Origin of the sequence: Flavobacterium sp., from assembly GCF_043722275.1 — a bacterium.
Classification (GTDB): Bacteria; Bacteroidota; Bacteroidia; order Flavobacteriales; family Flavobacteriaceae; genus Flavobacterium.
The window spans coordinates 1-25,011 of record NZ_JAYSPC010000056.1 but is presented as its reverse complement, the minus strand read 5'-3'; the positions used below and the strand labels follow the sequence as shown (position 1 = coordinate 25,011).

The window sequence follows — 25,011 nt, the reverse complement described above, 5'->3', positions numbered from 1 at the left end:
TCCTTTTATGGCGGGGTTCACCATAAAAGATTAGTGGATCCCGAAACTTCGGGAGATTAGCTTCATAAAAAACAACTAAAAGAAACCGAAACAAGTGGTGTTTGGATAAAAAAAGTGTAATTTTGCACTCCAATTTATAAAAGTATGAGAACCAAGTCTTTAAAAAAGAACAAAATTAACGTAATCACTCTTGGGTGTTCGAAAAATGTATATGATAGTGAAGTCTTAATGGGACAGCTTCGTGCAAACGGCAAAGAAGTGACTCACGAGGCGCCTGCTGCAGAAGAAGGAAACATTATTGTAATCAACACTTGTGGTTTTATTGATAATGCTAAAGCAGAATCAGTAAACATGATTTTGGAATATGCTGATAAAAAAGAGCGAGGATTGGTTGATAAAGTTTTCGTAACAGGATGTTTGTCTGAGCGTTACAGACCTGATTTAGAAAAAGAAATCCCGAATGTAGATCAATATTTTGGTACAACAGAATTACCTCAATTATTGAAAGCTTTAGGTGCAGATTATAAACATGAATTATTAGGAGAACGTTTAACGACAACTCCAAAAAACTACGCTTACCTAAAAATCGCCGAAGGTTGCGACAGACCATGCAGCTTTTGTGCAATTCCGTTAATGAGAGGAACGCATGTTTCTCAACCAATTGAAAAACTGGTTAAAGAAGCACAAGGATTAGCTAAAAATGGCGTTAAAGAATTAATTTTAATTGCACAAGACTTAACTTATTATGGTCTTGATATTTATAAAAAGAGAAATCTTGCTGAACTTCTTGAAGAATTAGCAAAAGTAGAAGGCATTGAGTGGATTCGTTTGCATTATGCTTATCCTACTGGTTTCCCGATGGATGTTTTGGAATTAATGAAACGCGAGCCTAAAATTTGTAATTACATTGATATTCCGTTGCAACATATTTCAGATTCTATTTTGAAGTCTATGCGTCGTGGTACAACTCAGGCGAAAACGACTCAATTATTAAAAGATTTCAGAGCTGCTGTTCCGGGAATGGCGATCAGAACTACTTTAATTGTTGGATATCCTGGTGAAACTCAGGAAGATTTTGAAATTTTGAAAGATTTTGTTCAGGAAATGAAATTTGACCGAATGGGATGTTTTGCTTATTCTCATGAAGAAAATACTCATGCTTATTTATTAGAAGATGATGTTCCTGCTGATGTAAAACAAGCCAGAGCAAACGAAATAATGGAATTGCAATCGCAAATTTCATGGGATTTGAATCAGGAAAAAGTTGGTCAGGTTTATAAATGTATTATCGACAGAAAAGAAGGTACTCATTTTGTGGGTAGATCTGAATTTGACAGTCCTGATGTTGACAACGAAGTTTTGATTGATGCCTCTAAACATTATGTAAAAACGGGAGAATTTGTTAATATAAGAATAATAGAAGCAACAGAATTTGATTTATACGGAGAACCTGCTTAAATTTACCCTAAACAATTATCAATTTTAGATAAAAACACTTTTATGAAAGCTATACAATCTTTATTTCTTTTGGTTTTTACCTTATTCTGCTTCAATTCTGTTTCGGCTCAATACGGAAACGGATATAACAATGGTTATGGAGGCGGCAGCGGTTATGGCAATAATGGTTATGGAAGAGGTGGCGGAATGGGCATGGACAGAAGTATGATGGGCGGAGGACCACAAGGAAACACCAGCAAACCTAAAGAAGCATCACCCGAAGAAAATGCCGCCAGAATTGTAGAACAAATGAAACCGGTAGTAAATCTTGATGAACTTCAGGCTATTGCTATTGCAAATGTTTTTACAGATAGCATGAAAGAACAAGGAATTCTTTTGAAAAACGAAAGCAGCAGTCAGGACGAAAAACTAGAGCAAATTAAGGCTCTAAGAGAAAGTACTACAAAAAAGATAACTGCTTTTTTAAATCCGGATCAGATTGAGAAATACACCACTTTCATGGCTGAGTTCAAAGAGATAAAAAAACCTTCGAAATCAAAAAAGAAAAAAGATTCTAAAGAAAACAAAGACACAAAAGAAGTTAAGGAAGATACAGAAGCAACACAAATTAAAGAATAATTGTTTCCAACCATCTTAAAATTTAAGCATTATGGCAAAAAAACATTTTTGTTATCTGATATTAGCACTTATTATTACTGCTTGTTCGACAAACCCTTATAAAACCACAGAAAAGGTTTACGACAAACAGCTTAAAACTTTAGAAAATCAAATTACAAATAAAGAAGCTCAGCCAATACCTGCGGTTAGTCCTGTAGTTATTGACACTACTTATGCCGCACAATTAGGTATTGTAAAAGATACTTTATCAAAAACCGGATCTACCTATTTACTTAATGGAGTAAATACAGAATGGGTTGGAACTGTGAACTTTAATTTAAGAAAACCTAGTTTCATTGTTATTCATCATACTGCTCAGGATTCAATTCAGCAAACGATTAAAACTTTTACCCTAACCAGAACGCAAGTTAGTGCTCACTACATCATTTCTGAAAACGGTAAAGTAGTTCAAATGCTAAATGATTACCTAAGAGCATGGCATGCCGGAGCATCGACTTGGGGGAAAAACACAGATTTAAACTCTTCTTCAATTGGAATTGAACTTGATAACAATGGTTCCAAACCTTTTACTGAAGCCCAAATTAGCAGTTTAGTTGCGCTTTTGACAAAATTAAAGAAAGACTATAACATTCCAACGCAAAACATTTTAGGTCATGCAGATATTGCTCCAGGCAGAAAACAAGATCCTAGCGCTCTTTTCCCGTGGAAAACTTTAGCAGAAAAAGGATTCGGAATCTGGCCGGATGAAGTTTTGGAAGAAGCTCCTTTTGATTTTAAAATCGAACAGGCGTTGAGAATTATTGGTTATAATACTAAAAATCTTTCAGCAGCAATTCAAGCGTTTAAATTACATTATATACAAACTGATGCTACTTCGACTTTAGACAGAAAAACGATAGATACTATTTACTCTATTTACAAAAAGCAAATTCAGTAAAAAATATATAATTCAAAATTTAAAACGCGTTTCTAAACATTTAGAAACGCGTTTTTTTTGCTTAAAAGTTTGCCACTCCCGATAGCTATAGTGATAAAATGATTTTAGTTTTTTTCGCCACGAATTCCACTAATTAACACAAATTAAAATGCTGAGTTTAGCCACACATTGAAAAGGATTTTTGTCCTTAAGAATTAAAACACATAGTTAAGTTGCAGATTATGATGACAAATAGAAAATTCGTGAAAATTCGTGGCAAAAAAAAGACAGCAACCATTAATCTTTTTTAATCAATTTAATCTGTGGCAAAAAAAATATCATGCAAATAAAAAAGCTGCCAAAACATTAGTATGTTTCGACAGCTCCAAAAAAAAAAAAAAATATCAATCTTTATCTCTAGAAAGAGTATGTTGTAGCAATTAATCCGTAGAAAGATCCACCTGTTGGCAAAGCATCTTTATCTAAAAAGATATCTTCGGAAGCAGCATCGTATCTTAACTCTGGAATTATTGTAAGTTTTCCAACTTTATAATTTAAAGAAACCGTATTAGCAAAAACACTAGATCCTGTTAGTATTCCTAAACTTGGAGCAGCATCTTTAGCATCAAAATATTCAATTCTGTAAGCTAAACTTAAAGTAGGTTTGAAAGCATAATTAGCATATCCTACTATCGAAAACCATTCTCCGTCTAACGTGCTGTCAAAATCATTTTTGCTTTTAGCATAAGTCGCATTAAATCCAAGTCCGAAACTATCACTTATTGTTTTTGAAGCAGTTAAATCAAACTGAGTTTTATTTTCATCAGATGGTACAACTAAAGTTCCAGGAGTGGGATTAGTACTTCCTGTTGTAAAGTTTAAATAAGCACTTCCTGTTTCACCAATATATCCTATTTGTCCTATGTACGTTTTTTGACTTGAACCTGCATCCATTGCAGATTTAAAATCGGTAGGATTTGTGATACCAAACATCGCTGTAAATTTTCCTGATGTATATTGCGCTTTTACTCCTGTATTAAAGAACGGTCCATAAGAAAATGCATAAGACATACTGTAGTTTTTATTGTCTACTGCGTCTAATACTTCATATCCTATATGTGTTCCAAAACTTCCTGCCACTACTTTAAATTTGTCTGTTATTTGATAAGTGAAAAATAATTGTTTAATTAAAAATTTTGCATTTATATCTTTATCTGTTGTCTCATTATATGAAAATTCCCCTGCTCTTTTTCCGAAACCTAAGTCTACAAAAACAGAAGCTTTTCCGAACGTGTGTGATGCTTCTACAGAAGCCATTCCTAATTCGAATGAATCTTGTGAGTTGGTAAAGCTCGTTAATCCATTCATTTGTTTTGAAAAATCATATTTATAGTAAGCGTCTGCCGATCCTCCCCAAGTTGTTGCCGGTGAAACTGAAGCTTCAGTATCATCTTGGGCAAAAGCAAAAGAACTTGTTAACATCGCGGCTAAAATGTGAAATACTTTTTTCATGTGTAATTGGTTTTTAGTTATTAATTGATTCTGGTTAGTTAATCTTTTATATATCTATGTAATAGTATAAGTCATTTCTAAAACCTCTTATTCGCCGCCAAAACATCCTCATTTTCATTAGCGAATTTATTAACTTTTGTACGAGTAAAAGACTTGGAGTCTATTTTTTTGACAATTTGAGGGCAGAATTATGGATTACAAAAATTAAATTAACAATAATCGTGATTTGACATTTATCGTCAATTATTTTTGAAAATTCAATAACCAATATAACCTGTTTCAAACCGAAAACATAGCGTAAAACATAAAAATACATTACAAAAAAGAACATTAAAACCAAAAAACATCTTTAAAACTAAAACACCCCTATAAAAAATAGGGGTATAAAAAATAATCATAAAAATTTAGCAACATAAAATTCAGAAAAAATAAAATTCAATTCAAAAAACGCAACAATTAAAATTCTTACAAAAAAATTCACAAAAAACTACAATTGTATTTTTAAATTATTTCAATTATTTCTTTAATAAATTTAAAATCGATTCTAACAGAAACAAAAAAGCCTGTTCAAAATCTGAACAGGCTTTTTAAAAATTAGAAAACTAAATCTAATGTTCCGTATTGTATTTTCTTAAAAACTCACGTACTTTAATTCCGGATTCTTTTAAATCCTGGTCTTTCCATTTTCCTTCTGATTTTGCGGATTTTTTAAGAATTGAGCATGTTTCATCTTTATCCGAAACTGACCATGTGATCCAGCTCAACTTTTTAGTTTCCATCCAATCTATATAATCTTGCCACGCTTTAATATTTAAAGGTCCGTCACCTGTTGCTTCCATACCTGCAGATTCTGAAACAAAAATTGGTAAACCGTTTTTTATAGCTTCGTCGGTTCTGTCTCTTAAATCTTTACCATGTGTTGCAGCATAAAAATGCATCGTATACATTATATTATCAAATCCTTTAATTGGGTCGGCTGCCGGAAGATTTACATCCTGATCCCAATGTGGTGATCCAACTAAAATAATATTGTGAGGATCATTTTCTCTTATTACCTTAATTACTTCTTCAGCGTAAGCTTTAATTTCCGGCCAGGATTCATAATCAGGTTCATTAAAAATCTCATATATAATATTAGGATATTTTGCATATTTTTTAGAAACCTCAGCAAAAAATTCTTTGGCTTCTTTGAGATTAATATTATGACTGTGCCAATCGATTATCACATATATATCAGATTTTATAGCTCCGTTTACAACCGCTTCTATTTTTTGTTTAGAAAATTGTTGCTCCTTTATATATGACATTTCCCCTAACTCAATTCCCATTGCTGCGCGAACAACATTGCAGTTAAAATCTTTTTTTAACCAATTAACCGCTTTTTCATTATAAAATCTTGGCCACATACTATGCCAGCCAAAACTCATTCCGCGTAAAACGACCGGGTTATTATTTTTATCGACTAATTGAGTTCCGCGAACGCTTAACTGACCATGATGTTTTACAAATTGGGCATTTGAAGCCGAAACAATCATTAATAAGGTAAGTGTAAAAAATATTGTTTTCATTTTCATAATAAATATGATTTAAGGAATTAATCGTAACGTGATTACGTCATGCGGAGCAATATCAGCAGTGAAATTCTTTTTTGTATTTCCAATTTCCTTATTCTTCCAGAGATCTTTTAATTTATAAACTGTTGTGCCAAAATTAGCTTCATAACCAAAATCAGCGTCTTTAATGATATGTTTTTTCCAGTCGAAGTTGACTTTTTTAGGCACTTCACTCCTATTTAAAAAAGTTACAGCCCAATTTCCATCTGATAAAGGTTTAACCCAGATTTCTAAACCATCTTCGGCAGAATATTTAAATCCCTGAATTCCTAGTTTATCCTGATCAACAGCAATTAGTTCTTTATTGGTTAAAATTGCTAAAGTTTCTTTTGACATTTTTCTAAAATCATTTCCGGCAACAAGCGGAGACGCCATCATACACCACATCGAGAAATGCGATTTATCTTCGGTATCATTCATTTCGTTCCCAACTTCCATCATATCAAAATCATTCCAGTGATCCGGACCTGAATATTTACGAATGTCCTTTCGCATTTCTACGATTTTCATAAATCCCCAAGATGACCAATTTCCTTCTTCATGTTTGAATTCGCAATCAAAACAAGGATAAATATCGCCGGAAATTCTCCATAAATTCCCAACTGGTTTTCCCCATTCCCACGGTTGATTATCGCCCCATTCGCAAAGACTAAAAACGATTGGTTTTCCAGCAGTTTTTAGCGCATTACTCATTGTTGTATAAGCTTCTTTAGCAGTAATTCCTTGTGTATTGCACCAATCATATTTTAAAAAATCGATTCCTAATTTTGCATAAAATCTGGCATCCTGATATTCATAACCGCGTGTTCCGGGATAACCCGCACAAGTTTGCGTTCCTGCACAATTGTACAACCCAAATTTCAAACCTTTGCTATGCACATAATCTATTACCGCTTTCATTCCGTTAGGAAATTTAACCGGATCAGGAATTAAATCCCCATTTATATCGCGTTCTCTGGTCATCCAGCCATCATCAAGCACAATATAATTGTAGCCAGCCGCAGCCATTCCGCACGAAACCATAATATCTGCCGTTTCTTTTACTAATTTTTCATCGATACTTGTCCCGAAGGTATTCCACGAATTCCAACCCATTGGCGGCGTCGTTGCTAAACCTTCAAACTTTCCTGCTAATTGCGTATGAGTATTCCCTTGGCTAAAGCCAAAATTTGACAAATACAAAGCAAATACTAAAATGATCTTTTTCATTATTAAAAATTCAAATTAATTACTAAAAAAAATATTCCCTAATGGAGTTGATTAGGGAATATTTTAAAACAAAACTCAAATAAATATCTTATTTCAATACAAATCCCATGTCATCCATAAGGATTGTATTTCCACCAAAATTTCCGGATTCCTGTAAAGTCAACTGATCAAATGTTGTTGGATTTCCAATATCCGAAAAAGGAATTTCGATAGTTGTCCATGTTGACGTTAATGATTTTTTGATTTGATAAGCCCATCCGCCAAACACAAAAGTTATACTTGCATTGGCATTTTGCGAGATACTTTTTACCTTAACTCTAAACGCCTTATATTTAGAAACATCTCTTGAATTAAATTTCATATCTGCACCATTCCATCCACCAAAAACAAATTTAATTGATGATTCACCTTGTACTTTATCATCTTTAAAAGAAGTATTAAAAACATCTGCACTTCCCCAAGCATTGTGACCTGCGTCTCCTTGTAATTCATCATCATAAAGTGCTGAACCAACTGCCTCGGCAGAAACAGCAGCACCCGAAATATTGCTAACTGTTACATATTTATCAGTTGCGTTTGCCGGCATTTTAAATTTTATTTCAGTTAAAGTAGAAGAAACAACCGGTACATTTTCTGTTCCAACTTTTACAACCGGATTCAAAAAATAATCACCGTTAAGTGTCACTATATCACCTTCGGCAGCATTTATGGAATTGAACCAATTAAAAGTAGGAACCGGAGGCGCAACCGTTAAATTAAAAACAGCAGTTCCTCTGCCTGTAACAACTTTTAACTCATTTGCAGCATTTGCATAAGGCGTTTTTTCATCTACTAATACAATTATATCTGTATCTGTTACAAAAGTTGGTCTGAAATAAGTATCAAAATCATTGAAATATACTTTTGTTACAGAAAGCAATCCTTTTCCGTGAATGATATAATAATTTTTTGGATCAACTAAAGTAACGGGAGTCGATGGCAAAAGATTTCCTGCTAAATCATAACCGGAACGTGATATTGATTCTATAACCGGCGCACCTGTATAAGCAGAAGCACTATCATCGTTTGAGCATGAACTTAAAAACATTAAAGATAACATCCACGTCATACATGCTGTTAACGAAACAATTTTTATATTTTTCATATTTTTATTTTTAAAAAATTATTTAAAAGTATACGGTGCTACTTCTGTCAATTTTGGATTTTTAATCAAATCATCTGCCGGATAAGGCAATAAAAGGTTACTTGCAGAAATTGAAATGTGTTTTTCTACCAGTTTATCTCCTCTGTTTTGTGCTTCTAATATTGCTTTGGCTTTAGCAAAAGGCAAACGTCCCAAGTCAAAATAGTAATCTCCTTCGCAAGCTAATTCTGCACGTCTTTCTTTAAAAATATCATCAAATGAAATAGACGCTTTTATAGGAAGTCCCGCTCTTAAACGTACTGCATTAAAAGATTTTAACGCCATTGCATCTGTCGTACTTCCTGATTGTCCGCCCAAAATTGCTTCGGCATGAATCAATAAAAGTTCTGCGTAACGCATCATATAACTGTTCATGCTGCTTTCTCCGTTAAACGGAGGATTAAATGGTCCGGTAATTGGCAAATTCTCTTTTCCGATTACGTATTTTTTCAATCCGCCACCTGAACTTTGAGCTTCATTTTCGATCGCAAATGTATATCCTAAAATCAATGGAGAATCAACCGCAAGTGTTTGAGCATAAGTTAAATTTGGATAAAAATCACCCGGAAGCATAAATGTTTCTTTTCTTCTTCTATCTCCGTCTTCAAAAACATTATGAATTAAATCCTGTGATGGTGCAATCTGACCTGAATAAGTCGTTTCAACCAATCTGTTTTCTGGAGCAAACAAAGTATTTGAAAAGTTTCCTTCAAAGTAAGTTCCCGCTCCCGTCCATTGCCATGAAAAAATAGACTCTTCGTTATTGTTGTTTTTCTGTAAAAATAAATCGGCAAAAGATTTTGTAGGCAATTCTTCTCCACCTAACAATTTAAACTCACCGCTATTAATTACTTCCTGAGCCATTTGTCTCGCTAAATCGTATTTCTTTTCATACAAATATACTTTCGCTAAAAATGCTTTTGCAGATCCGCTTGATACGTGAGCATTTGAAGCATAGTCTGAACCTCTGTTTTTAGTTCTTAAATTCGCAATGGCAAATTTTAAATCATTTTCGATAAACTTGTAGACATCTTCGGTAGGATTACTTGGGATCACAAAGTTTTTTGAATAATCAGCATTATTTTCGATAATTGGCACATTTCCCCATAATCTTACCAGAAAGAAATAAGAAAAAGCTCTGATAAAATGTGATTCTCCTAGAGCATTATTCAACGCTTCTTTACTCACATTAGGTCCAACACTTTGAGGCAAATTACTGATGTATGCATTAGAATTTGCAATAGCACCAAAACATGATCTCCACGCATCTGATATAAAAGCCTGTGAATTAGTAAAACTCAAATCTGTGAATTTTCCAAAATCGTTATACGGACTTGCATACATATTGCCTGAAATTACATCTGTAATTCCGTAAAATGCCGATTTATTCATATTAAACCATACAAGACCGTACAATCCGTTACTGGCATTATCCAGTTTAGTATCTGAGTCGTAATAGTTACCAATTGTAGGAGTTCCTTCTGCCGGCACATCAAGAAAATCCTGAGAACATGACGATGAGATCATTAATAGCAACGCCATAGCAATGGCACCGTTTATTTTTAGTATATTTTTCATATTAATTCGTATTAAAATTCAACATTAAAACCAAAAGTTATTTGTCTCGGCGTTGGATAACGTCCGTTATCAACACCAGATAATAATGCGTCCTGGTTATAAGAACCCACTTCAGGATCATATCCTTTATATTTAGTAAATGTGAACAAATTTTGTCCTGAAGCATAAAGCCTCAATCTTGTTAATTTTAGTTTTGAAATGATATCCGAAGGCAAAGAATACCCCAAAGTCACATTCTGAATTCTTAAATAAGATCCATTTTCAATAAAGCGCGTTGAAACTGCATTGTTGATATGATCGTAAGTTGATGGCGTTGGCAACGAAGCATCTAAATTTGAAGCCGAATAAAAATCAGCAGCTTCAGTCAAATAGTTTGTACCTAAATTACTGTTCATTGTACCTGACGCACGCGTTAAATTCATTAATTTATTTCCTGCCGTTCCCTGAACAAATACAGATAAATCGACATTTTTATATTTAAAGTTATTGGTAAAACCATAAGTAAATTTAGGATTTGGATTTCCAATATTTACCATATCTTTTAAGTCAATAACACCATCATTATTTTGATCTTTATAAATTACGTCTCCTTTTTGAAAACTTGGTAATAATGAATTTGTTCCGTTTTTAAGGACCACTTTATTACCCGTTGCATCTGCATGACCGTAAGTTGTCAAATCGTCATCTGTTTTGTAAATTCCTAAAGCTTCATAACCAATAAACGAACCTATTGGCAAACCTTCCTGAGTTCTTGAAACCGTTACCGTATTATAAGCAAGCGTTCCCATTGTTTTCACAATATTTAATCCTGCCATATTAGTAACCTCATTTACATATTTAGTAAAGTTTAAATTAGCATTCCATGAAAAATCTTTTGTAAACTGATTGGTATAACCAAGTGTAATCTCAATACCTTTATTTTCCATGCTTCCAAGATTAAAATACGGAGGATTTACCCCACCTTCATAATCTCCACCACCAGAAAGGTAGTTAGGCAAAGGAACCTGATACAAGAAATTTTTAGAAACTTTTTTATACAAATCTACCGAAGCCGTAAGTTTAGATTTAAATAAAGCAAAATCTAATCCTAAGTTAGTCTGATCCTGAGTTTCCCATTTCAAATCTTTATTAGGTGTATTTGATGGCAAGTAAGAAGTTCCCATTGAACTATTAATCAAATGCAAATTAGCGTCATATAAATTATTTCCAATTTGGTTATTTCCCGTTTGTCCCCAACCAAATCTAATTTTTATACCGTCAACATATTTTTTAGTTCCTTCCATAAAAGATTCATTAGAAACTTTCCATGAACCGCCTACAGAACTAAAAACGCCCCATTTATTGCCAACGAAAAACTTTGAAGATCCGTCAGTTCTTACTGCGGCAGAAATTCCGTATTTATCACCATAATCATAAACAACTCTTCCTAAATATGAAGCTAAAGTTTGAGTTCCTGAATACACACCGCTTGTAACCGCTTTAGGCAAGTCAGAAGCCGCAAGCGATTTATCATTATTATCCTTATAACCTTCACCCGTAATAGTATATCCCTCCCAATGCGCTCTATTAGATTCCTGCACTGCCAAAATTGTAAAGTTGTGTTTACCAATAGTATTTCTATAAGTAAGCATGTTTTTTAAGTTCCATGAATTTCCGCTTGACGGATTGTAATATAAATTAGCAAAACTTTTTACCGCATTTCCCAATGAATACATAGGATCAAAACGCTCGCCTAAATTGTCATATAAATAACCACCGGCTTCAAAACGATATTCTAAACCTTTAAATAAATCAACCTGAGTATAAAAGTTTCCGGAATAATTTTTTCTTACCAATGTATTAGATCCTAATAAAGATGTTGCTACAGGATTAACAAACGATGTTGCTCCTCCAGCTGGCGGACCAGCAAAAGCGCCTGATAATTCTCTAACTGCCACATCCGGAGTTGCTAATAACGAAGTTGCAACTACACCATTAAACTGACCATTTAAAGTTAATTTTTCATCAGTAATAGCGCCACTTACGTTAATACCAACTTTAATAAATTTATTGACTTTAGCATCAAGATTAGTTCTAAAATTATATCGTTTAAATCCTGATTCAATTACAATCCCTTCCTGATTTAAAACGCCACCGGAGATATAATAATTGATTCCTTCCTTTCCACCAGAAAAAGACAACTGATTTGAAGTCATAATTCCGGTTTCATAAATTGCATCCTGCCAATCTGTTCCAGCACCCAAAACCTCTGGATGTGCAAATTCAGGACGTTTAGCCGTAGGATCATAAACCTCAGCCAAAGCATTTTGATGAACTGCATATTGCTGCAAATTCATAGAATGTAATTTTTTAGGCAGATTACTGATAGAATAAGAATTCTCAAAAGATAATTTCCCCGTTCCTTTTTTACCTGATTTGGTAGTTACAATTACAACTCCGTTTGCTCCACGAGAACCATAAATTGCCGTAGCAGAAGCATCTTTCAAAATATCGATAGATTCAATATCATTAGGATTTATAAGCGCCAAGGGACTTAAAGTAATATTACCGGAGTTAGAAAAGTTCGAATTTCCCGAAGCATTTCTACCAGAAGTAGAGGAGTTACGGGCATCACCGGAAATTGGCACACCATCAATCACATATAAAGGCTCATTTGTTCCTGTTAAAGATGAAACACCTCTAATTTTTACCGAAACATTACTTCCCGGTTCACCAGAATTGCTGCTTACAACAACACCGGCAGCTTTACCCTGCATCATCTGGTCAAAAGAAACCACTTTTAAATTCTCAATATCTTTTGAACTAATACTGGAAATAGCACTATTAATGTCTTTTCTCTTTTGAGTTCCGTAACCAATAACGACTACATCTTTTAAGTCTTCAGCATTCGTTTTTAAAACTACATTGATCGTTTTATCGGTTCCAACAGCAATCCTTTGTGTATCGAATCCTATAAATGAGAATACTAAAGTAGCATTTGCAGGAACATCAATTGTATATTTTCCGTCGAAGTCAGTAGAAACCGTAGTTTTTTGTCCCACAACCGAAATATTTGCTCCCGGAATAGAAAGTCCTTTTTCATCGGCAACAATTCCTGATACTTTTATCTGAGCCGAAATAAAATTACTGGTCAGTAACAAAAATAAAATCAAAGGAACTGCTCTGTGGTTAGCGTTCCAATGAATGAAGTTAGTCATTAGTTTTTTCATAATAAAGTTTGGTTAGTTTAAATTTGTTATCTCTAATTCAAGTTGTAAAAGGTTGGTGTTTTATATCTTAAATTATTTAACAAATCTATAACAGTAGAAAACATTAAATCGATAGTATTATATCATTTAATGATAATATTTTTACTATACTACTTTAAAAAAACATATATGAAAATAAAACAGAATAAAAATTACGTTATTCGCAAACACAACCAGTTAAACCACTATAAACTATAAATAAAAATTAACGAAATCATTAAAAAGCAATCGATTTCGTTAAAAATAATATTTATTTGTGCAAAAAAAGTATCACTACAAAATACGCTTTAATCCAGAAAAATCTTCTCTATACTGACTAGGCGTACAATTTTTAATAGCCTTAAAACTACGATTGAAGTTCGCAATATTATTAAAGCCCGACTTAAAAGCAACTTCAGAAACACTCATATCTTTTTCTACAAGCCAGCGCGCAGCATAACCAATCCTGATATCATTAATATAATTCACAAAAGTTTTTCCGGTACGTTTTTTTATAAACCTATTAAAAGAAATAATTGACATACTCGCAATATTTGCAACATCCTCTAAAGTGATCTTTTCTGCAAAATGTTTCTGCACATATTCATAAACAAGCTTCATTTTATCATAATCATCAAACGTATCATAATCCACCGTATAAGTCGAAAGCAAACGTTGGTTTCTGGAATTTGCCAAATCATACAACAAAGACGTAATTTCAAGAAAATAATCCATACCGTCTAGTTTAGAGAGCCTTATAAGTCTTGGCGTCAATTCTTCGGCAACTTTTTTAGAAAATAAAATCCCATGAATAGATCTGTTGAACATATCCCTGATAGGATTCATAATTCGTCTCGCAAGAAAAGATTCATGAAATAAATCATTATGAAACTGGATCGTAATTTCATGGATTTTTTTACTTGTGCACTTATTTAATTCCCAGCCGTGATATAAATTTGGTCCAATTAAAACCAATTCAACATTGTCAATTTCCTCAATATTATCACCCACAACACGCTTCACTCCTTTTCCGTTTAAGATAAAATTGATCTCGAATTCCGGATGATAATGAACCGGAAAATCAAAATTATCTTTTACTCTGTCGAAAACTAAAAAACTATCCCCAGCCGAAAGCGGAGCTATTTCTCTGTAAAAATTTTTAGTGCTGCCCATCTTTAAAAACTATTTTAGAAAGTAATATTGATTTTTTTGTTTGCAATAATATGATATATAATTGATAAAATAATATTAATTAGGCAATAAACATCCTATTATCTTTGAAAAATAGAATTATCATTTTTATAAAAACTACATTCATAATAAACATTAATCATTTTTAATATATTATCTTTTTATAGTTTTGATAATTTTAATCCAAAATGAGTATCAAATTTCAAATAAGAAATTAGTTGCGTTTTAATTGATTGCCAATTTATAAATCACAGTTAACAAACTGAATAACAAGCATATTTGTAATGAAAAAAAACATTATAACCTTAATCTTTACGGTAGTTACAGGAATTTCATGTTCTGCACAGCATCGTGACAGTAATACTAATTTGTCACTTTCAGATAAAAAAGCAACACCCGAGACAGTTTCTCTTTATAAAAAACTCACTCAATTAACGCAAAAAGGATATATGTTTGGTCATCAGGACGATCTTGCTTATGGTGTCAACTGGAAATACGAAGACGGCCGAAGCGACATAAAAGATGTTGTTGGCGATTATCCAGCGGTTTATGGTTGGGATCTTGCAGGTCTTGAAAAAGACAGTCCGAATAATATAGATGGAATTCCATTTCCAAAAATGAAGCAATATATAGAAGAAAGTCACGAAAGAGGCGGAATCACAACGATAAGCTGGCATTTTGATAATCCTGCAACCGGAAAAAGTGCCTGGGATAACACGCCAAATTCCCTTAAAACAGTTTTACCCGGTGGAGAAAATCATCAAAAATTCACTATTTGGTTAGATAAAGCAGCTACTTATCTTTTATCATTAAAAGACAAAAAAGGAAAAAATATTCCAATCCTGTTCAGACCTTATCACGAACTTACCGGAGGCTGGTTTTGGTGGGGAAAAGGAAATTGTACACCAGAAGAATTTAAAACATTATGGAAATTTACCGTTGATTATTTACAGAAAAAAGGAGTCCATAATTTAATTTATATTTATAACACCGGCGGTTTCAGCTCAGAAGAAGATTTTTTAACCAATTATGCCGGAGATAATTACGCCGATATTATAAGTTTTGATTCCTACCAGAATAATGACGATAAAGACGGAAAAAAGTTTATTGACGAAGTACAAAAGCAGCTTAAAATCATAAACGAAATTGGTATAAAACAGCATAAACTAATTGCGATAGCCGAAGCAGGTTATGAAGCAATTCCAGACCCAAAATGGTGGACAGGAACTTTATCAAAAGCGATTGGGGATTATAAAATCTCCTACGTATTATTATGGAGAAACCACGGCTGGCAGGAAAAAGAACAAAAAATGCATTATTACGCGCCATTTTCCGGACAAGTAAGCGAAAAGGATTTTATTGAATATTACAAGCTTGATAAAACCCTATTCGAAAAAGACATTAATAAAATGAAAAATTGAGAATTAAAAATTAAAAATCTGCTTAAATAAGTTGGCTGTGTTCATTTAAATAATTGAAACGCTTTTTTTTAAGTTCAAAAAATCTATGGTTCTATGTGTTTAAACATCACATTAAAAATAAAATCCGTTTTTATCCGCGTTTTTACGAAGTAAATCTGTTTTATCCGCGTCAAAAAAAATCAACAAATAAAAACATTAAAATAATTAACCAAATCTAAGTTACAACCATTAAAAAAAACCTAATGCACGACAAAATTAGTTTAAAAGAAAAAGTAGGTTACGGTCTTGGAGATGCCGCATCATCCATGTTCTGGAAAATTTTCAGCATGTACCTTCTCTTTTTCTATACCGATGTTTTCGGACTGGCACCTGCCATTGTTGGAACCATGTTTTTAGTCACCAGAATTTGGGATTCTTGTTTCGACCCAATCGTAGGGATCATCGCAGACAGAACAAAAAGTAAATGGGGAAAATTCAGACCGTATTTATTATGGGTTGCCGTGCCTTTTGCCGTGATTGGAGTTTTGACTTTTTACACACCTGATTTTGACGAAAAAGGAAAAATAATCTACGCTTACGTGACATATTCGGCAATGATGATGATTTATTCCCTAATCAATGTTCCGTATGCATCGCTTTTGGGCGTAATGTCATCTGACAGAAAAGAAAGAACTACGTTGTCATCTTACAGAATGGTTTTTGCATTTGGAGGAAGTTTATTGGCACTTTGGTTAATTGAGCCATTAGTAAATTATTTCGGCGGAAGCCTGAATTCTAAAACGGGCTGGCTGGCAACAATTTCAGTTTTTGGAGTTATTACAACCGCTTTTTTCTGGGGATGTTTCTTCTTCACTAAAGAAAGAGTAAAACCAATTTCCGACGAAAAAAATAATCTAAAAGAAGATTTACAGGATTTACTAAAAAACAAACCGTGGTGGATTTTATTGGGTGCCGGAATTGGCGCATTAGTTTTCAATTCAATTCGCGATGGAGCAGCCGTTTATTATTTCAAATATTATGTAAGCAGCAGCGTAAACTTTGATTTTTCTCTTTTTGGAACAGATTTTCACATGACACCAACTTCTATATATTTGGTTTTAGGACAAGCTGCGAATATCATCGGAGTAATTATAGCAACGCCAATTGCCAATAAAATTGGTAAAAAGAAAACCTTTTTTGGCGCAATGGCATTAGCCGCAATGTTGAGTTTGATTTTCTACTTATTCGGAAAAAATGACGTTTTCCTAATCATGAGTTTTCAGGTTTTAATCAGTATTTGTGCGGGTTGTATCTTCCCGTTAATCTGGTCAATGTATGCAGACAGCGCCGATTATTCTGAATGGAAACAAGGACGCAGAGCCACAGGATTAGTTTTTTCAGCTTCATCAATGTCACAAAAATTTGGATGGACAATTGGCGGAGCCGGAGCAGGATGGCTTTTGGGTTATTATGGTTTTCAGGCAAATGTTGAACAAACTGCCACAGCCCAAAACGGAATCCAGCTAATGTTAAGTATTCTCCCCGCAATAGCAGCAATAATATCAGTCGTTTTTATCGCATTTTATCCATTATCCGAAGAAAAACTTCAGGTAATAGAACAGGATTTAAACGAAAAAAGAGATCAAATAAATTAAATAATACAGATACAGAAATCTATTTATATGACAGCAATAGCCACTTCAACTACATTTCAGGATAGAAAAGTAGCATTAGAAAAAGAACATAAAACACTAACCGAGCAAAAAAATGTTCCGCAGGAAACCGCAGGAAACGGAATATACGAACGTTATAAAAACCCCGTTGTTACCGCAGCTCACATACCATTGAACTGGCGTTTTGACCTTAACGAAAAAACAAATCCGTTTTTACAGGAACGAATTGGCATGAATGCCGCTTTTAATGCCGGAGCGATGAAATGGAACGGAAAATATTTGCTGGCTGTTCGTGTAGAAGGAATCGACAGAAAATCTTTTTTCGCTATAGCGGAAAGTCCAAACGGAGTAGATAATTTCAAGTTTTGGGATAAACCATGTGTGATTCCACAAACCGAAGAACCGGATACAAATATTTATGACATGCGTTTGATTCACCATGAAGACGGTTGGGTTTACGGCATTTTTTGTACCGAAAGAAAAGATCCAAAAGCACCAAAAGGAGATACAAGTTCGGCTGTAGCCAATGCAGGAATTGTGCGATCCAAAGATTTAGTAAACTGGGAAAGATTGCCGGATTTAATCTCAAATACAGGACAACAACGCAATGTGGTTTTACATCCTGAATTTGTAAACGGAAAATACGCTTTATACACACGTCCGCAAGATGGTTTTATTGATGTTGGAGCTGGTGGCGGAATTGGTTTAGGATATGTTGAAGACATGACAAATCCGGTTGTAAAAGATGAAAAAATCATTTTCGGGAAACAATATCACACTATTTATGAATTGAAAAATGGTCTTGGTCCCGCTCCAATCAGAACTGAAAAAGGCTGGTTGCACCTTGCACACGGAGTTCGTAATACTGCCGCAGGATTAAGATATACATTATACATGTTTATGACTGATTTACATGATATTACAAAAGTAACGCACGTTCCCGCAGGACATTTTATGGGACCTGAAGGAATTGAAAGAGTTGGTGATGTATCAAATGTTTTATTCTCAAACGGATGGATTGAAGACAATGACGGAACCGTTTATGTATATTATGCTTCATCAGATACAAGAATGCATGTTGCAGTTTCATCTGTAGAAAAACTGGTTGATTATGTTACAAATGCGCCGGCAGATACTTTTATATCAGCAGGTTCTGTGAAAACAATTATCAATCAAATCGAAAAAAATAACGCAATATAATTATCGTGTCAATAGAACTAAAGCAGCTTAAATCTGAATTAACAATTGAACTTGATTCTATTTTGAATTATTGGTCGAAAAACACGATCGACGATCACAATGGCGGTTTTATTGGTCAAATTGATGCTAATGAAAATGCAATTGAAAACGCTGAAAAAGGTTCTGTTTTAAATGCCCGGATTTTATGGTCGTTTTCTGCGAGTTACCAAAGCACCAAAAACGAAGAACATAAAAAATTAGCAAAAAGAGCTTTTGAGTTTCTGTCCACTTATTTTTATGATGTTGAATTTGGAGGTTTATTCTGGAGCATTAACGTTGACAAAACTCCAAAGGACAGCAAAAACCAAATCTATGCGCTCGCTTTTGCTATTTACGGTTTATCTGAATATTATGTTATTTCTAAAGATGAAAAAGCGCTAACAATCGCGATTAATTTATATTTAAAAATTCAAAAATACAGTTACGACCCTAAAAACAAAGGCTATTTAGAAGCTTTTACAAGAGATTGGCAGCCAATTGACGATTTGCGTTTAAGCGATAAAGATGCCAATGAAAAGAAAACCATGAACACGCATTTGCATATTGTTGAAGCATACGCGAATTTGTTCAAAGTTTGGAAAGATAAAACGCTTCAAAATGATATTATTGAATTATTACAGACTATAGAAAAACATTTTATCCATACAGAAACGGGTCATTTACACTTATTTTTTGATGAAAACTGGATCGAAAAACCAGACGTTATCTCCTACGGACATGATATTGAGGCGGCTTGGCTTTTATTGCAATGTGCCGAAATTGCTGAAGAAGAAAAACTAATTGCGAATTACAAAAAACATGCCGTTCAAATGGCAGAAGTGACCAAAGAAGGTTTAGATATTGACGGAGGTTTATGGTATGAATTTGATCCTGAAAAGAACAAATTAATTGCCGAAAAACATTGGTGGGTTCAGGCAGAAGCTTTAATTGGTTTTTATAATGCCTATCAATTAACAGAGAATGAAAGCTATTTAAACATTGTATTGAAAAACTGGGAATTCATAAAAAAACACATTTTAGACAAACAAAACGGGGAATGGTTCTGGGGAATCAACAAAGACAATTCGTTGATTGAAAAAGACAAAGCCGGATTCTGGAAATGTCCTTATCATAATAGCCGCGCTTGTTTAGAGCTTATTCATAGAATAAAAACGGAATAAATTGCCCACTGATTTTACGGATTAAACGGATTTTCGCAGGTTTACATTTTTTTTTGTCATTTTGAACAAGGAGAAATCACATCCAGAAAGCGATGTATTTGTGTCATTTTGACGAAGGAGAAATCACATCCAGAGTGCGACGTATTTGTGTCATTTCGACGAAGGAGAATCACATCCAGCGAGCGACGTACTGTATGTCTTCACTTTATGTGATTTCTCGTTCCTCGAAATGACAAATTGAAACCATAAATCCCTAGCCCTGATAGAAGTGGAAATCCTTTTATGCCGGTCCCGAGGCTTCGGGAGGCACAAAAGATTGAAACGTCCCGAGGCTTCGGGAGCAGGAAATAGCTCCAAAAAAAACAACTAATGAAAAATATATTTCTAAAAACTCTGGGATTAGCTTTGATTTTTTCGACGTTTGCTTGTCAGGCGCAGGAACGAATTACCGTGAAAGGAACGCAATTTTATAAAGGCGAAAAACCGTACGCCTATATTGGCACGAATTATTGGTACGGAAGTTTGCTGGCTTCGAAAAAAGTGGGTGACCGAAAAAGATTGCTTCGCGAACTGGATTTAATGCAGAAAAACGGAATCGATAATCTCCGAATTCTTGTTGGCGGCGATGGCGGAAAATATGATTTTACCGTTCGTCCGGCGTTGCAATACGAGCAGGGAAAATATGACGAGGATTTACTTGACGGATTGGATTTTGTAATTTCGGAAATGAGCAAACGCAAAATGTATGCTGTTTTATATTTGACAAACAATTGGGAATGGTCCGGCGGAATGTCACAATATTTAGAGTGGAATGGCAAAGGCGCAATTCCTGTTCCGAATATTGTACCCAATACATGGCCTCAATTTATGTCGTATACAGAGCAATTTCATAGTTGTGAACCTTGTATGAAAGCTTTAGAAAATCATGTGAAGTTTATCATTGGAAGAACAAACAAATATTCTAAAAAGAAATATACTGAAGATAATACGATTATGGCTTGGCAGGTTGGGAATGAACCGAGACTTTTTACGGTCGAAAATGAAGCAAAATTTACTGTTTGGTTAAATAACATTGTAGATTTAATTGATAGTTTAGACAAAAATCACTTAGTTTCTACAGGTTCTGAAGGAAAAAACAGTTCGAATGACAGCATGGAAATTTTTGAAAGAACACATAAAAATCCAAACATTGATTACCTGACAATACACATTTGGCCGAAAAACTGGAACTGGTTTAAAGCTGATAATGCCGAAAAAACGATGCAAACAACGCTTGAAAATGCCGGAAAATATATTGACGATCATATAAAAGTCGCTAATAATTTAAAGCGTCCAATTATTATTGAAGAATTTGGTTTACCGAGAGAAAATGAAAATTTAATAGCAGGATCTTCTGTTAAAAACAGAGATATTTTTTACAACTATATTTTTAGCCGTGTTGCCGAAAGCGTTAAAAATAATGGCCCGTTGCAAGCGGCAAATTTCTGGGGATTTGGCGGTGAAGGAAAAGCAATTACAAAAGACGGAAAATGGAATCCCGGCGATCCGCTAACAACAGATCCTCCGCAAGAACCACAAGGCTTAAACTCTGTTTATTCTTCGGATAAATCGACCTTGGATATTGTAAAAAAATATAATTTAGAGCTAAATAAAAAATAAAAATTTTAAACTATATAAGTGATATAAGAAAAGCCAAGCTTTGCGCAATATTAAATGAACTTATATAACTTATATGGTTTAAAAATACTCCTATATGAAAAAACATTTTATTCTTTTTTGTTTCTTATTCCTAAATGTTGCGTTTTCTCAGAAGAAGCAAGATTTTACTTTAAGTTCTCCAGATGGAAAAATTGAAGTCAAAATTTTGGTGAATGATAAAATAAGCTGGACGATTTCTCATGAAAAAGATTTGATTTTGTCACCTTCGGCAATGTCAATGACTTTGGATGAAAATGTTATTTTAGGAAAAAATGCTGTGGTTTTAAATTCCAAAAAAGAAAGTGTAGATTCTTTTTTCGAAACTCCGTTTTATAAAAAAAAATCGGTTCAAAATAAATACAATCAGTTAATTTTAAATTTTAAAAATGATTTCAGTATTGAATATCGTGCTTTTGATGATGGCGTTGCATATCGTTTTATTACCAAAAAGAAAAATGACATTACAGTAAAGTCTGAAGAAGTCACGTTGAATTTTGATCAGGATTACAATACTTTAATGCCGTATGTTCGTGATTTAAGAAATCCGAAAGATCCTTATATATCTTCGTTTGAAGCACATTATGAGAATAAAAAAATCAGCGAATTTGCGAAAGATACTTTGGCTTTCCTCCCTTTTTTAATTGATTACAAAAATCATAAAAAAGCGATTTTCTTAGAAGCAAATCTGGAAGATTATCCGGGATTATTTGTAACGAATAACAGTTCAAAATCTGGTTTTGAATCTCGTTTTTCTAAATATCCTTTACAGGAAAAAAACGGCGGTTTTAATAACATCAACAGATTAATTTCAGAAAGAGCCGATTATCTTGTAAAGACAAAAGGAACAAGAAATTTTCCGTGGAGAATTGTTGTGATTTCTGAAAATGATTCGGAATTAGCCAATAATGATCTGGTTCAGAAATTATCTGAGCCATCAAAAATAAAAGATATTTCGTGGATAAAACCCGGAAAAGTTGCCTGGGATTGGTGGAACGACTGGAATATTTACAACATCGATTTCAACGCAGGAATTAATACTCAAACCTATAAATATTACATTGATTTTGCTTCTAAAAATAAAGTCGGATACATTGTTTTAGATGAAGGCTGGAGTTTAGAAGATGACATTATGAAACACAATCCAAATGTCGATCTCGACGCTTTGATTGCGTACGGAAAAGAACGAAATGTTGGTATTATCTTGTGGAGTTCCTGGATGGCTTTGACCAAAAACACAGCAGGAATTTTCAAGAATTATGCTGATTTAGGAATCAAAGGTTTTAAAGTTGATTTCCTGGATCGAGATGATGCTAAAATGGTAAATTCGGTTTACGATATTGCGCAAAAAGCAGCCGGTAATAAATTACTTTTGGACTTTCACGGAATGTACAAACCAACCGGAATTCAAAGAACTTATCCTAACATTTTAAACTTTGAAGGTGTAAAAGGCTTAGAAAATAATAAATGGACGCCAAACGATGACGTTCCGTTATATGATTGTACAATTCCGTTTATCAGAATGATCGCCGGACCAATGGATTATACGCCGGGCGCAATGCGAAATGCTACCAAAAGCGAATTCAAACCAAGTCATTCAAACCCAATGAGTCAGGGAACAAGATGTCATCAATTAGCGCTTTATACGATTTTTGAAGCGCCGTTACAAATGATGGCAGATAGTCCAACGGCTTATATGAAGGAACAGGAAAGTACTGATTTCATTGCAAAAGTTCCAACGACTTTTGATGAAACCGTTGCATTAGATAGTGAAGTTGGAAAATATGTGACGATCGCCCGAAGAAAAGCAAACATTTGGTATTTAGGCGCTATCACAAATTGGGATTCGAGAGAAATTACAATCGATTTTTCTTTCCTTGAAAAAGGCAAAAAATTCGAAGCCGAAATTTTCTCAGACGGTTTAAATGCTGATAAAGCTGCCGTTGATTATAAAAAAGAAATTATTACCATTGATTCAACAACTAAATTAAAATATAAATTAGCCAGCGGCGGCGGATTGGCAATGATTATTCAAACAAAATAAAAATATCTCATAAATTCTATACGTAATTCTATACGTAATTCTATACGTTTTCAAACCCGACAGGTTTTTAAAACCTGTCGGGTTTATATTGTAAACGTGATATTATTTATTAAAAAACTAAGATAAAATCTTCTCAATCGCATTCAATTCATCCTGCCTAAATTCCAGACTTAGTAAACAATCGATATTATTATTTAACTGCCTAACAGAACTTGCCCCAATTAAAACCGAAGTAATTCTTTTGTCTTTTTGCAGCCACGCTAATGCCATTTGTGCTAAAGATTGATTTCGGTTTTGAGCGATTTCATTCAACTGAATTAATTTCTGAATTCTTTCAGCCGTAACCTCATCTTCTTTCAAATGTCCGTTTGGATTATGCGCTCTTGAATTTTCCGGAATTCCTTTTAAGTATTTATCCGTTAAAAGTCCTTGTGCTAAAGGTGAAAATGCAATACATCCTACTCCTTTTTCTTCCAGAACATCCAGTAAGCCATCTTCAACCCAACGTTCTAACATCGAATATTTGGCTTGATGAATCAAACAAGGCGTTCCCAATTGTTTTAAAACATCAACCGCAACACGAGTTTCTTCAGCCGAATAATTACTGATTCCGACATATAAGGCTTTTCCAGATCTGACAGCATAATCTAAAGCCATCATCGTTTCTTCAATCGGTGTTTCAGGATCAGGGCGATGCGAATAAAAAATATCCACATAATCGACTTTCATTCTTTTCAAACTCTGATCTAAACTTGACAGCAAATATTTTCTTGAACCCCAATCTCCGTAAGGTCCGTCCCACATTGTATAACCAGCTTTTGTCGAAATAATAATTTCGTCGCGTAAATTCCCCTGAAAGTTATGCCATAAAATTTTACCAAAGTTAGTTTCGGCAGAACCCGGAACCGGCCCGTAATTATTCGCTAAATCAAAATGGGTAATTCCTTTATCAAAAGCTTCGACCGCGATACTTTCGGCATTTTCAAAATTATCTACCGACCCAAAGTTGTGCCACAATCCTAAAGAAATTTCAGGCAATAATAACCCGCTTTTTCCACATCTGTTATATTTCATTATTTTTATTTAATGGTTGAAAGTTTATAGGTTTTAAAGGTAAAAAAAACTCTCGCAGATTTTGCAGATTAAGCGGATAAAAAAATCTGCAAAATCTGCGAGAAAAATATTTTCTATTACTAAAAGTAAACCCGACAGGTTTTAAAAACATAAGTGTTCGGAAGATATTTTAAGTTGTATTAAATAGTGGTGATTTACTGGGATCTCCATCGCAGATTACC

Annotated in this window: 17 protein-coding genes; 9 read left to right on the top strand and 8 right to left on the bottom strand. The window is 33.9% G+C overall.

The features are described 5' to 3' along the window. The first annotated feature begins 144 nt into the window (after positions 1 to 144). Genes rimO through ACHZDT_RS07160 form a run of 3 tightly spaced genes read left to right on the top strand, consistent with a single transcriptional unit; the run spans position 145 to position 3,013 of the window. Positions 145 to 1,458, top strand: coding sequence for a 30S ribosomal protein S12 methylthiotransferase RimO (gene rimO, locus ACHZDT_RS07170; protein WP_394773947.1), 1,314 nt, complete (start codon positions 145 to 147; stop codon positions 1,456 to 1,458). 42 nt (positions 1,459 to 1,500) lie between these two features. Next, the gene (locus tag ACHZDT_RS07165) at positions 1,501 to 2,076 is read left to right on the top strand and encodes a hypothetical protein (protein ID WP_394773946.1); all 576 of its coding nucleotides are present in this window, start codon (positions 1,501 to 1,503) and stop codon (positions 2,074 to 2,076) included. A gap of 31 nt (positions 2,077 to 2,107) precedes the next feature. Further along, positions 2,108 to 3,013 carry an N-acetylmuramoyl-L-alanine amidase gene (locus ACHZDT_RS07160; protein WP_394773945.1) on the top strand — a complete coding sequence of 302 codons (906 nt, stop codon included), beginning with the start codon at positions 2,108 to 2,110 and terminating at the stop codon, positions 3,011 to 3,013. 396 nt (positions 3,014 to 3,409) lie between these two features. On the opposite strand, the gene ACHZDT_RS07155 is transcribed toward ACHZDT_RS07160, so the two are convergent. The 7 genes from ACHZDT_RS07155 to ACHZDT_RS07125 all read right to left on the bottom strand — a co-directional run bounded on the left by ACHZDT_RS07155 (position 3,410) and on the right by ACHZDT_RS07125 (position 14,487). Then, positions 3,410 to 4,504 (bottom strand): outer membrane beta-barrel protein, encoded by a 1,095-nt coding sequence (locus tag ACHZDT_RS07155; RefSeq protein ID WP_394773944.1) that lies wholly within the window; start codon positions 4,502 to 4,504, stop codon positions 3,410 to 3,412. A gap of 608 nt (positions 4,505 to 5,112) precedes the next feature. Beyond that, positions 5,113 to 6,072, bottom strand: coding sequence for a glycoside hydrolase family 5 protein (locus ACHZDT_RS07150; RefSeq protein WP_394773943.1), 960 nt, complete (start codon positions 6,070 to 6,072; stop codon positions 5,113 to 5,115). An 18-nt stretch (positions 6,073 to 6,090) separates the two neighbouring features. Further along, complete coding sequence (locus ACHZDT_RS07145; RefSeq protein ID WP_394773942.1) at positions 6,091 to 7,326, bottom strand: glycoside hydrolase family 27 protein; 1,236 nt, start codon at positions 7,324 to 7,326, stop codon at positions 6,091 to 6,093. A gap of 88 nt (positions 7,327 to 7,414) precedes the next feature. After that, on the bottom strand, positions 7,415 to 8,470 hold the full coding sequence (locus ACHZDT_RS07140) for an IPT/TIG domain-containing protein (RefSeq protein ID WP_394773941.1): 1,056 nt from the start codon (positions 8,468 to 8,470) through the stop codon (positions 7,415 to 7,417). 18 nt (positions 8,471 to 8,488) lie between these two features. Further along, positions 8,489 to 10,087: a RagB/SusD family nutrient uptake outer membrane protein gene (locus ACHZDT_RS07135; RefSeq protein ID WP_394773940.1), complete on the bottom strand. Its 1,599-nt coding sequence runs from the start codon at positions 10,085 to 10,087 to the stop codon at positions 8,489 to 8,491. A gap of 11 nt (positions 10,088 to 10,098) precedes the next feature. Next, positions 10,099 to 13,296, bottom strand: coding sequence for a SusC/RagA family TonB-linked outer membrane protein (locus tag ACHZDT_RS07130; RefSeq protein ID WP_394773939.1), 3,198 nt, complete (start codon positions 13,294 to 13,296; stop codon positions 10,099 to 10,101). A 312-nt stretch (positions 13,297 to 13,608) separates the two neighbouring features. Next, positions 13,609 to 14,487 (bottom strand): AraC family transcriptional regulator, encoded by an 879-nt coding sequence (locus ACHZDT_RS07125; RefSeq protein ID WP_394773938.1) that lies wholly within the window; start codon positions 14,485 to 14,487, stop codon positions 13,609 to 13,611. A gap of 302 nt (positions 14,488 to 14,789) precedes the next feature. Between ACHZDT_RS07125 and ACHZDT_RS07120 the strand changes: the two genes are divergently transcribed. From ACHZDT_RS07120 to ACHZDT_RS07095, 6 genes are all read left to right on the top strand, one after another. Beyond that, a complete protein-coding gene (locus ACHZDT_RS07120; RefSeq protein WP_394773937.1) occupies positions 14,790 to 15,926 on the top strand; it encodes a glycoside hydrolase family 26 protein in 1,137 nt (378 codons plus the stop codon). A gap of 242 nt (positions 15,927 to 16,168) precedes the next feature. Then, on the top strand, positions 16,169 to 17,560 hold the full coding sequence (locus tag ACHZDT_RS07115; RefSeq protein WP_394773936.1) for an MFS transporter: 1,392 nt from the start codon (positions 16,169 to 16,171) through the stop codon (positions 17,558 to 17,560). A 27-nt stretch (positions 17,561 to 17,587) separates the two neighbouring features. Then, positions 17,588 to 18,778, top strand: a complete 1,191-nt coding sequence (locus ACHZDT_RS07110; protein ID WP_394773935.1) for a glycosidase — start codon at positions 17,588 to 17,590, stop codon at positions 18,776 to 18,778. A gap of 5 nt (positions 18,779 to 18,783) precedes the next feature. Next, positions 18,784 to 19,977, top strand: coding sequence for an AGE family epimerase/isomerase (locus tag ACHZDT_RS07105; protein ID WP_394773934.1), 1,194 nt, complete (start codon positions 18,784 to 18,786; stop codon positions 19,975 to 19,977). A gap of 369 nt (positions 19,978 to 20,346) precedes the next feature. After that, complete coding sequence (locus tag ACHZDT_RS07100) at positions 20,347 to 21,636, top strand: beta-mannanase (protein ID WP_394773933.1); 1,290 nt, start codon at positions 20,347 to 20,349, stop codon at positions 21,634 to 21,636. Positions 21,637 to 21,730: 94 nt separating this feature from the next. Next, positions 21,731 to 23,716, top strand: coding sequence for a glycoside hydrolase family 97 protein (locus ACHZDT_RS07095; RefSeq protein ID WP_394773932.1), 1,986 nt, complete (start codon positions 21,731 to 21,733; stop codon positions 23,714 to 23,716). Between the two features lie 117 nt (positions 23,717 to 23,833). Here ACHZDT_RS07095 and ACHZDT_RS07090 read toward each other — a convergent pair whose 3' ends face one another. Then, positions 23,834 to 24,790: an aldo/keto reductase gene (locus tag ACHZDT_RS07090; RefSeq protein WP_394773931.1), complete on the bottom strand. Its 957-nt coding sequence runs from the start codon at positions 24,788 to 24,790 to the stop codon at positions 23,834 to 23,836. Positions 24,791 to 25,011: the final 221 nt, after the last annotated feature.

What these genes read in the sequence shown, in the direction of transcription:
- rimO (WP_394773947.1), top strand. Translation starts at nt 145, where the DNA reads ATGAGAACCAAGTCTTTAAAAAAGAACAAAATTAACGTAATCACTCTT.
- ACHZDT_RS07165 (WP_394773946.1), top strand. Translation starts at nt 1,501, where the DNA reads ATGAAAGCTATACAATCTTTATTTCTTTTGGTTTTTACCTTATTCTGC.
- ACHZDT_RS07160 (WP_394773945.1), top strand. Translation starts at nt 2,108, where the DNA reads ATGGCAAAAAAACATTTTTGTTATCTGATATTAGCACTTATTATTACT.
- ACHZDT_RS07155 (WP_394773944.1), bottom strand. Translation starts at nt 4,504, where the DNA reads ATGAAAAAAGTATTTCACATTTTAGCCGCGATGTTAACAAGTTCTTTT.
- ACHZDT_RS07150 (WP_394773943.1), bottom strand. Translation starts at nt 6,072, where the DNA reads ATGAAAACAATATTTTTTACACTTACCTTATTAATGATTGTTTCGGCT.
- ACHZDT_RS07145 (WP_394773942.1), bottom strand. Translation starts at nt 7,326, where the DNA reads ATGAAAAAGATCATTTTAGTATTTGCTTTGTATTTGTCAAATTTTGGC.
- ACHZDT_RS07140 (WP_394773941.1), bottom strand. Translation starts at nt 8,470, where the DNA reads ATGAAAAATATAAAAATTGTTTCGTTAACAGCATGTATGACGTGGATG.
- ACHZDT_RS07135 (WP_394773940.1), bottom strand. Translation starts at nt 10,087, where the DNA reads ATGAAAAATATACTAAAAATAAACGGTGCCATTGCTATGGCGTTGCTA.
- ACHZDT_RS07130 (WP_394773939.1), bottom strand. Translation starts at nt 13,296, where the DNA reads ATGAAAAAACTAATGACTAACTTCATTCATTGGAACGCTAACCACAGA.
- ACHZDT_RS07125 (WP_394773938.1), bottom strand. Translation starts at nt 14,487, where the DNA reads ATGGGCAGCACTAAAAATTTTTACAGAGAAATAGCTCCGCTTTCGGCT.
- ACHZDT_RS07120 (WP_394773937.1), top strand. Translation starts at nt 14,790, where the DNA reads ATGAAAAAAAACATTATAACCTTAATCTTTACGGTAGTTACAGGAATT.
- ACHZDT_RS07115 (WP_394773936.1), top strand. Translation starts at nt 16,169, where the DNA reads ATGCACGACAAAATTAGTTTAAAAGAAAAAGTAGGTTACGGTCTTGGA.
- ACHZDT_RS07110 (WP_394773935.1), top strand. Translation starts at nt 17,588, where the DNA reads ATGACAGCAATAGCCACTTCAACTACATTTCAGGATAGAAAAGTAGCA.
- ACHZDT_RS07100 (WP_394773933.1), top strand. Translation starts at nt 20,347, where the DNA reads ATGAAAAATATATTTCTAAAAACTCTGGGATTAGCTTTGATTTTTTCG.
- ACHZDT_RS07095 (WP_394773932.1), top strand. Translation starts at nt 21,731, where the DNA reads ATGAAAAAACATTTTATTCTTTTTTGTTTCTTATTCCTAAATGTTGCG.
- ACHZDT_RS07090 (WP_394773931.1), bottom strand. Translation starts at nt 24,790, where the DNA reads ATGAAATATAACAGATGTGGAAAAAGCGGGTTATTATTGCCTGAAATT.